The sequence below is a fragment of the Micromonospora sp. PTRAS2 genome, assembly GCF_054052245.1.
Map to the genome: position 1 here is coordinate 1 of NZ_JBSWBU010000034.1, position 7,535 is coordinate 7,535.

The window sequence follows — 7,535 nt, forward strand, 5'->3', positions numbered from 1 at the left end:
GCTGGTCGGCGGCGGCGACCGGGCCGAGGGGGCCGGGAGCGACCAGCGGGGCGACCGATTCGCGGACCACGATGTGGGTGCCCAGCACGACGTGCTGCGGCTCGGTGGGGCGTAGGGCGAGCCGGACCGCGGTGCGGCCGAGTTCCTCGGTGGGGATCCGCACCGTGGTGAGCGCCGGCGTGACGTTGATCGACAGCGGAATGTCGTCGTAGCCGACGACGGAGACGTCCTGCGGGACGCGGACCCCGGCCTCGCGGAGCGCCCGCAGCACGCCGGCGGCGACCATGTCGGTGGCGGCGAAGATGGCGGTGAAGTCGACGCCCAGGCCGAGCAGCCGTCGGGTGGCCGCCTGGCCGAACGCCTGGCTGAACTCGCCGGGGACGATCAGCGTGGGGTCGAGCGGCACCCCGAACGCCTCGTGTGCCCGGGTGAAGCCCTTGACGCGGTCCAGGCTGGTGGTGTGGTTGGGCTGGACGTTGCCGAGGTAGACGATCCGGCGGTGCCCCTGGGACAGCAGGTGGCTGGTCATGGCGTAGGCGCCACCCTCGTTGTCGTACTCCACGACGGTGGCCGGCACGCCGTCGCCGAGGGGCGGCCGCCCGCACAGGACGAGACGGGAACCCGCCTTGTCCAGCGCGTGCGCGAAATGGATCATGCGCTGCCGGTGTTCCTCGTCGAGGAACCCGCCGCCGACCAGGATGACCGCCTCGGCGCGCTGCTCTCGCATCGCCTCGACGACCGTCAGCTCCCGGGCCGGATCACCGTCGGTGACGCAGATCAGGCACAGCCGCCCCTCGGCGGTGGCCTGCTGCTCGACTCCCTTGGCGACATAGGCGAACGAGGGGCCGGTGACGTCCTCCATGACGAATGCGATCATGCCGGGGCCCGCGCCCTTGAGCGCGCGGGCCTGGGCGTTGGCGACGTAGTCCAGGTCGCGGACCGCGCGCTGGACCCGGGCGCGCGTGGCGGCCGAGACCGGGTAGTCGCCGGCCAGTACCCGGGAGACCGTCGCCGGGGACACCCCGGCGCGGGCGGCGACGTCCTTGACCGTGGCTCGTGGGCTCATGTCGGAATCACCGGCGCCAGGTCGCATGGCTGGATGCTACGGCAGGGCGGTGCGGGGCCCGACCGACGTGGCGGGCCATCATGCGGCCCGGAGCAGCTCGTGCTGACGGACCTGGTAGCGCAGGGGTCGCCCGGTGAGCAGCCGCTCGAGCTCGTCGGCGATGTGGCTGCCCATCCGGGCCAACTCGTTGCCGTGCGAGCCGGCCACGTGCGGAGTGAGGAACACGTTGGGCAGGTCGAACAGCGGTGAGTCGGCGGGCAGCGGCTCGGGGTCGGTGACGTCGAGGACGGCCGAGATCCGGCCGGTGGTCAGCTCGTCGACCAGCGCAGGCGTGTCCACCAGCACCCCACGGGCCGTGTTGATCAGGACGGCGCCGTCGCGCAGGAGCGCCAGGCGACGACGGTCGAGCAGGTGGTGGGTCTCCGGTGTGGCCGGCGCGTGCAGGCTCACGATGTCGCTGGTGGCCAGCAGTTCCTCCAGCGGCACGTTCGGCACGCCCGACACGGTGGCGTAGGGGTCGTACAGACACAGCCGAAGGTCGTGCCGGCGCAGCAGCCGGATCACCTGACGGCCGGTGCGGGAGGCTCCGACGATGCCCACCCGGCGGCCGAAGTTGCCGACGGAGGGCGCGATCTGCGCCACGGTGAACGTGCGTGCCGCGTGGTAGCGGTCGTGCAGGGCGAACACGCCCTTGCCGGCCAGCAGGACCATCGCGGTCGTGTACTCGGCGACCGGGGTCGCGTTCGCCTCGGCGGCCGAGCAGACGGTGATCCCGCGTTCCCACACACCGTCCGTGACGTGCGGCTTGATGCTGCCCGCAGCGTGCAGGACGGCGCGCAGCTTCGGCGCGGCGGCCAGGAAGGCGTCGTCCAGCGGGGGGCACCCCCAGCCGGTGATGAGCACTTCGAGGTCGCGTAGCCGGTCTGCGGCCCGCGGGTCGTCGAACCGGTCCACCGCCAGGTCGGCGTCGATGTCCACGAGCGCGGTGATCCGGCGCCGGACGGGGGTGGGGAACAGCAGCGGCAGGTGCACCGGGCTCATGGCGTACAGCGCCGTCGGGCGTTCGGTCACGGACGGTCCCCCACTCGTGCTATCTCAGGAAATCGTTCTCTACGGTATGGGCTCTGCGGGCGTCCGGTCAAGGCGAGCGCCGCCCTTGCCGTGGAATGCCTGGACGTGCGGCGATGCGACGAGCGGCCAAGCCGGCCGGCAACGTGCTCGTAACGAGCCCTTGCCTTCTCCGTCTTCCAGTCCTAGCCTCTGGAGAACGTTTTCTACTCGACTCTCGGGCCACGCCGGCAATGCCAACCCCTTGAGGGGACGTGACCCACCAGTCCGCCGAAGGAGTCGTCCGATGACCCCGCTGCGCAGACGTACCGCCGGTGCCCACCCGCCGCCGACCGGGGCCGTGCCGAATGCCTCCGGCGCCCGCCGGCACCCGAGGACCCCCGGCCCGGAGGCCCGGTCGTGAGCGCCTCCCCACCCCGCCGCCCGCCGGGCGGGCGGCTCGGGCGCTGGGCCCTGCTCCTGCTCGCCGCCCCCGGTGTCTGCTACTTCGCGGTCTTCGCCTATCTGCCGATGGCGGGGCTGGTGGTCGCCTTCAAGGACTTCAACATCCGGGAGGGCATCTTCGGCAGCCCGTGGAACGGGCTGGCCAACTTCCGGTACTTCTTCGAGACCGGGGACGCCCCACGGATCGTCTTCAACACCCTGTTCCTCAACGGGCTGTTCCTGGCCGCCACGCTGGCCTGGGGACTGCTGCTGGCACTCATGCTCAACGAGATCCGGTTGCACCTGTTCAAACGGGTCGCCCAGTCGGTGGTCTTCTTCCCGTACTTCGTCTCGCCGATCGTCATCAGCGTCATGCTCCAGGTGCTGCTGGCCGGCGTCGGTGGCGAGGGCGGTGCGCTCAACGACGCGCTCAGCGTCCTGCACCTGCCCGAGGTCAGCTGGTACACCGAACCCGGAGCATGGCCCTGGATCCTGACCGTGGTCAAGGTCTGGCAGCTCGGCGGCTACCTGTCGGTGATCTTCCTGGCGGCGATCACCGCGATCTCCCCGGACGTGTACGAGGCCGGTGTCATCGACGGCGCGAGCCGTGCCCGGATGGCCTTCTCCATCACGGTGCCGCTGCTGCGGCCAACCGCCGCGGTCCTGCTCGTGCTCGGTATCGGCCGCATCTTCTACGGCGACTTCGCGACCATCTACGCGATCGTCGGAGACAACGGGGTGCTGTTCTCGACGACCGACGTGATCGACACCTACGTGTTCCGCGCCCTGCGTAGCCTGGGCGACTTCGGCACCACCGCCGCCGTGGGCCTGTTCCAGGGCCTCGTCGGCCTGGTCTTCGTCACCGCAGCCCTGATCATCCAACGCCGGTACGCACGAGAGAGCAGCCTGCTGTGAGCACCGCGACCATGCCCAGCCAACTCCCGACCTCGCCCGCCGCGCCGCCCGCGAGGGCGGCCCGGCACCGGCGCCGCACCGTCGAGCCGTTCACCGTCGTCAGCTACTTGACGGTGACTCTCTTCGCCCTGTTCTGTCTGGTCCCGCTGTGGATGATCGTCGCCGGGTCGTTCACCGACGAGAGCGTGTTGTCCCTGCGGGGCTACAGCCTGCTGCCCGACCCGTTCTCGGTCGACGCGTACGCGCAGCTGTTCAGCGGCCGGGCCATCGGCCGCGCGTACCTGGCGACGCTGTTCATCACCGGGGTCGGCACGGTGCTGTCGGTGGCCTGCACCGCCGGCCTGGCCTGGGTAATCGCCCGCCGGCTGCGGCCGGTGAGCCGGCCGCTGACCGCCTTCACCTACCTGCCGATGCTGTTCAGTGGCGGCCTGGTGCCGATCTACCTGCTCGTCACACAGGTCCTGCACCTGCGCGACAGCTGGTTCGCGGTGATCCTGCCGCACCTGATGATGCCCTTCCTGGTGTTCATCACGGTCGCCTTCTTCCAGCAGATCCCCACCGAGATCATGGAGTCCGCCCACGTCGACGGGGCCGGTGAACTGCGGATCTTCTTCCGGATCGTGCTGCCGTTGGCCAAACCCATCCTCGCCGTGATCGCGCTGTTCTACGCCGTGACCTACTGGAACGAGTGGTTCATGGCGATCCTGTTCATCTCGGACCCGGACAAGTACCCGCTGCAACTGCTGCTGCAGAACCTCATCGCCAACGTCACCAACGCGACCGTGCTGCCCGGCGGCAGCGCCCCGGTGGTGCCCGTCTACCAGCTGCGGCTGGCCCTCACCGTGGTCACCATCGGGCCGATCATCCTCGCCTACCCCTTCGCCCAACGCTACTTCGTCAAGGGCCTCACCCTCGGCGCCACGAAGGGCTGACCCCCCACCCCCACCCCCACCCCAAGGAGAAGCCCCATGTCCCACCCGCTCACCCGCCGAGGCTTCCTCGGCCTCACCGGAGGGGCCGGCGTCGCCGCGCTGCTCGCCATGGCCGGCTGCGGAGACGACTCCGCAGCGAGTTCCGACACCGTCCGGATCCTCGTCCCTGGCACCGTGCCACCCGGCTGGGAGGCGGTCAGCCGGAAGGTCAACGAGAAGCTGAAGGCCGACACCGGGCTGAGCCTGGACGTGCAGTTCATCAACTGGCAGAACTACCAGCAGCAGGCCCTGCTCAAGTTCACCTCGGGCGAGACGTTCGACACCGCCCTGCAGGCGCTCTGGCTGAACATGGCCCAGCTCCAGCAGGACGGTGCGCTCGCCGACCTGACCGCCGAGGTCGACAAGCACCAGAACCTGCGTGCCACCCTGGACGACCGGCTCATCAAGGCCAACCGGTGGGACGGCAGGCTGTGGGGGATCCCGCAGGTCAACAGCGCCGGCCGGTGCCAGCACTTCGCCGTCCGGCAGGATCTCGCCGACAAGCTGGGCTTCGGTGAGATCACCGACTACGACACCCTCGAACGGTTCTTCTACGCCGTCAAGCAGCGCGGCGGCGGGACCATCCCGTACGGGCACAACTCCGCCAGCGGATACCTGGGCGTGGTGCCGTACCCGGCCGGAATGTTCAACGTCCAGTCCTGGCAGGATCCGCACACCATCGCCCGCGCGTTCACCGGTCGGGGCATGTTCTTCGTCTTCGCCAAGGACGCCGCCCAGACTCGGGCCAGCCGTCCGGTGCCGTTCTGGGACGATCCCGGCGTCCTCGACGCGATGCGCCGCATCCGTCGCTACTACCTCGACGGCATCATCAACAAGGACGCCACCAACGCCGACGTGGACACCGTCAAGAGCCAGTGGGCGGCCGGCAAGTACGCGGCGACCTGGGCGATGACCGACGGCACGACCAGCAACGTGATGCCGGCGCTGACCAAGGCGGTCCCGGGGGCGATGGTCGCCGACGTCATCCCGTACGGCAAGGGCCTGAACGCCAAGCCCAACCAGACCTTCCAGGCGGACAACCTCGTCGTGGTCAACGCCAACGGGGGGAATGTCGGCAACGCCATGCGGCTCCAGGACTGGGTGTCGGTCAAGGAGAACCACGACCTGCTCGAGTACGGCATCGAGGGCACCGACTGGAAGCCGGTCGGCGAGGACCGCTTCGAGGCGCTCACCCAGTACTCCAGCTTCCCCGGCTACGCGGTCTCCTGGCGGGCCAGCCTCGAACGCAAGGCCTCCTACATGACCGAATCCGAGGAGCGGGTGTTCAGCTGGGCCCAGGACTACGACAACTTCACCGTCGACCCGTTCGCGTCGTTCGTCCCCGACAACAAGCCGGTCGAGCAGCAGATCGCCGCGATGACCACCGTCATCACCCAGTACGCCAACCCGCTGTACTACGGCGTGGTCGACGTCGACCCCCAGCTCGACAAGCTCAAGAAGGCTGCGGCGGCGGCCGGGGTGGACAAGCTCCTGGCGGAGATGGAGAAGCAGGCCGACGCCTACCTGGCCAAGAACGCCTGAGCACCGTCACCACCGAGTTCACCGACGTCACCTCACGGACGGACGAAGATGCCGGACACCGAACGCGACCTGCCCGCCCTGCACCACCGGGACACCGGGGCGGGGGAGCCGACCCTGCTGCTCGTCCACGGATGGGGCGGCGACCTGCGGGTGTGGGACCCGATCCGGTTCCCGGGGCACCGCACCGTCGCCGTGGACCTGCGTGGCCACGGCCGGTCCCCGGCGCCGCCGGACGGCTACCGGCCCCCCGACCTCGCCGGTGACCTGGCCCGACTGCTCACCCGGCTGGGCATCGGGCCGGTGGTGGCCGTCGGCCACTCGATGGGCGCGCAGGTCGTCACCGCCCTCGCCGTCGAGCATCCGGCGCTGGTCTCCGCCCTCGTGGTGATCGATCCCGCATACGGCGCCGACGACGAGGAGGCGGCCTCCTTCCACGACCGCCTGGCCCGAATCCGTGCCGGGGGCGCCCGGGCCGCGCTCGATCCGGCCGTCCCGCTGCCGCCGGGGGTGCCCGAGCAGATGCTCGCCACCCCCGGTCCGGTGCTCGCCGCCTGCTACGCCGGCCTGTACACCGACCCGGGAGCGTTCGGGCACCGGCCGGCCACCGAGGCGTACCTGCGCCGACGTACCCAACCGGTGTTGTGCCTGCGCTCGCTGGCCGAGCCCGCCCGGTGGGAGGCGGCCCAGCCCGCTCCGCCCGGCTCGCGGGTGGTGGTGTGGCCGGGCACCGGCCATTTCCTGCACCTCGAACACCCCGACCGCACAAGCCGTCTGATCACCGACTGGCTGCACCGATGACCAGGATCCTGCTGTTCACCCGCACCACCGGATTCCGGCACGACTCGATTCCCGCCGGGGTGCGGACGATGCGGGAGCTGCACGACGCAGCGGAGAACACCGAGGACCCGGCCGCCTTCACCCCCGACAACCTGGCCCGGTTCGCCGCCGTGGTCTTCCTCAACACCAACGGCGACGTGCTCACCGACGCCGGCCGGACCGCGTTCGAGGCGTACGTGCGCGGCGGGGGCGGCTTCCTGGGCGTGCACTCGGCCGCGGCCACCGAGTACGGGTGGGCGTTCTACCGCGAACTGGTCGGTGCCTGGTTCGACCGGCACCCACCGGTCCAGCCCGCGAGGATCACGGTGGCCGAGCCCCGGCACCCGGCGACGGCCCACCTGCCGACCACCTGGGAGCGGGTCGACGAGTGGTACGACTTCCGGTCCCGCCCGGACGCCCGGGTGCTGTTGCGGGCCGACGAGTCGACCTACCGGGGCGGCACGATGGGTGGTGACCACCCGCTCGCCTGGTGCCACGAGCGGTGCGGCGGGCGGTCCTTCTACACGGCGCTCGGCCACACGGTCGAGTCCTACGCGGAACCGGAGTTCCGCGCGCATCTGGCCGGCGCGCTGCGGTGGGTGGCCCGGGCCAGGTAGCCCGACGCCGCGCGCGAGTGGGTACGGTTTTCGATGCGTGGAAGCACAGGCATCGAACACGTCGCCGGGGCGGGAACGGCCAGCCCGGTGGCGACGGTCCGGGGGAGGGAGCGAGAT

General features: G+C 70.6%; 7 protein-coding genes. 5 read left to right on the top strand and 2 right to left on the bottom strand.

Features of this window, described 5'->3' with window-relative positions; genetic code table 11:
• The coding region (locus tag ACVMYR_RS32915; protein ID WP_457123678.1) for a LacI family DNA-binding transcriptional regulator at positions 1 to 1,066 on the bottom strand (1,066 nt) is incomplete at its 3' end.
• Positions 1,067 to 1,144: 78 nt separating this feature from the next.
• Positions 1,145 to 2,137 carry a hydroxyacid dehydrogenase gene (locus tag ACVMYR_RS32920; RefSeq protein ID WP_396788006.1) on the bottom strand — a complete coding sequence of 331 codons (993 nt, stop codon included), beginning with the start codon at positions 2,135 to 2,137 and terminating at the stop codon, positions 1,145 to 1,147.
• A 396-nt stretch (positions 2,138 to 2,533) separates the two neighbouring features.
• Between ACVMYR_RS32920 and ACVMYR_RS32925 the strand changes: the two genes are divergently transcribed.
• From ACVMYR_RS32925 to ACVMYR_RS32945, 5 genes are read left to right on the top strand one after another with little or no spacing between them, the layout of a single operon-like run.
• Complete coding sequence (locus ACVMYR_RS32925; RefSeq protein WP_043968211.1) at positions 2,534 to 3,472, top strand: ABC transporter permease; 939 nt, start codon at positions 2,534 to 2,536, stop codon at positions 3,470 to 3,472.
• The gene (locus ACVMYR_RS32930; RefSeq protein WP_052503946.1) at positions 3,469 to 4,404 is read left to right on the top strand and encodes a carbohydrate ABC transporter permease; all 936 of its coding nucleotides are present in this window, start codon (positions 3,469 to 3,471) and stop codon (positions 4,402 to 4,404) included. The genes ACVMYR_RS32925 and ACVMYR_RS32930 overlap by 4 nt, the downstream gene beginning before the upstream one ends.
• A gap of 36 nt (positions 4,405 to 4,440) precedes the next feature.
• Positions 4,441 to 5,985 carry a DUF3502 domain-containing protein gene (locus tag ACVMYR_RS32935; RefSeq protein ID WP_457123679.1) on the top strand — a complete coding sequence of 515 codons (1,545 nt, stop codon included), beginning with the start codon at positions 4,441 to 4,443 and terminating at the stop codon, positions 5,983 to 5,985.
• A 48-nt stretch (positions 5,986 to 6,033) separates the two neighbouring features.
• Complete coding sequence (locus tag ACVMYR_RS32940) at positions 6,034 to 6,783, top strand: alpha/beta fold hydrolase (RefSeq protein ID WP_396788009.1); 750 nt, start codon at positions 6,034 to 6,036, stop codon at positions 6,781 to 6,783.
• Positions 6,780 to 7,418 carry a ThuA domain-containing protein gene (locus ACVMYR_RS32945; protein ID WP_043968218.1) on the top strand — a complete coding sequence of 213 codons (639 nt, stop codon included), beginning with the start codon at positions 6,780 to 6,782 and terminating at the stop codon, positions 7,416 to 7,418. Before ACVMYR_RS32940 ends, ACVMYR_RS32945 begins: the two co-directional genes overlap by 4 nt.
• Positions 7,419 to 7,535 lie beyond the last annotated feature (117 nt).

Bases quoted from the DNA above. Each gene is read 5' to 3' on its own strand.
- ACVMYR_RS32935 (WP_457123679.1), top strand. From the start codon at position 4,441: ATGTCCCACCCGCTCACCCGCCGAGGCTTCCTCGGCCTCACCGGAGGG.
- ACVMYR_RS32945 (WP_043968218.1), top strand. From the start codon at position 6,780: ATGACCAGGATCCTGCTGTTCACCCGCACCACCGGATTCCGGCACGAC.
- ACVMYR_RS32940 (WP_396788009.1), top strand. From the start codon at position 6,034: ATGCCGGACACCGAACGCGACCTGCCCGCCCTGCACCACCGGGACACC.